A 246-nucleotide genomic window follows, 5' to 3' on the forward strand; every position below is an offset into this window, starting at 1 on the left:
CAAGGTCGCCCCCGGTAGTCTGGTGTCGCTTCAGCATGCGCTCGACGACGCTGAACGACTCTGTCGTCGACTAGAGCCGAAACAAGCAGATAGAGGCGGTAAAGTCCGAAGACCGAAGCGGCTGCGTGATGTCGCATCAACTACGTTATGCGCCAGCTCGCTGCCGCTTCGTACTATCATGCTTTTTCGCCTTTATCTACTGCAAATTCGTCGCTATCGCCTCTAAGTTCTTGCGTCGATTAGCGC

At 54.9% G+C, this 246-nt stretch carries 1 protein-coding gene; it reads left to right on the forward strand.

Features of this window, described 5'->3' with window-relative positions:
* On the forward strand, nucleotides 1-226 hold a 226-nt coding region (locus SAHL_RS18490; RefSeq protein ID WP_221177810.1), incomplete at its 5' end, for a hypothetical protein.
* Nucleotides 227-246 lie beyond the last annotated feature (20 nt).

This window comes from Salinisphaera orenii subsp. halophila YIM 95161, from assembly GCF_003732545.1.
GTDB classification, from domain to species: Bacteria; Pseudomonadota; Gammaproteobacteria; order Nevskiales; family Salinisphaeraceae; genus Salinisphaera; species Salinisphaera orenii_A.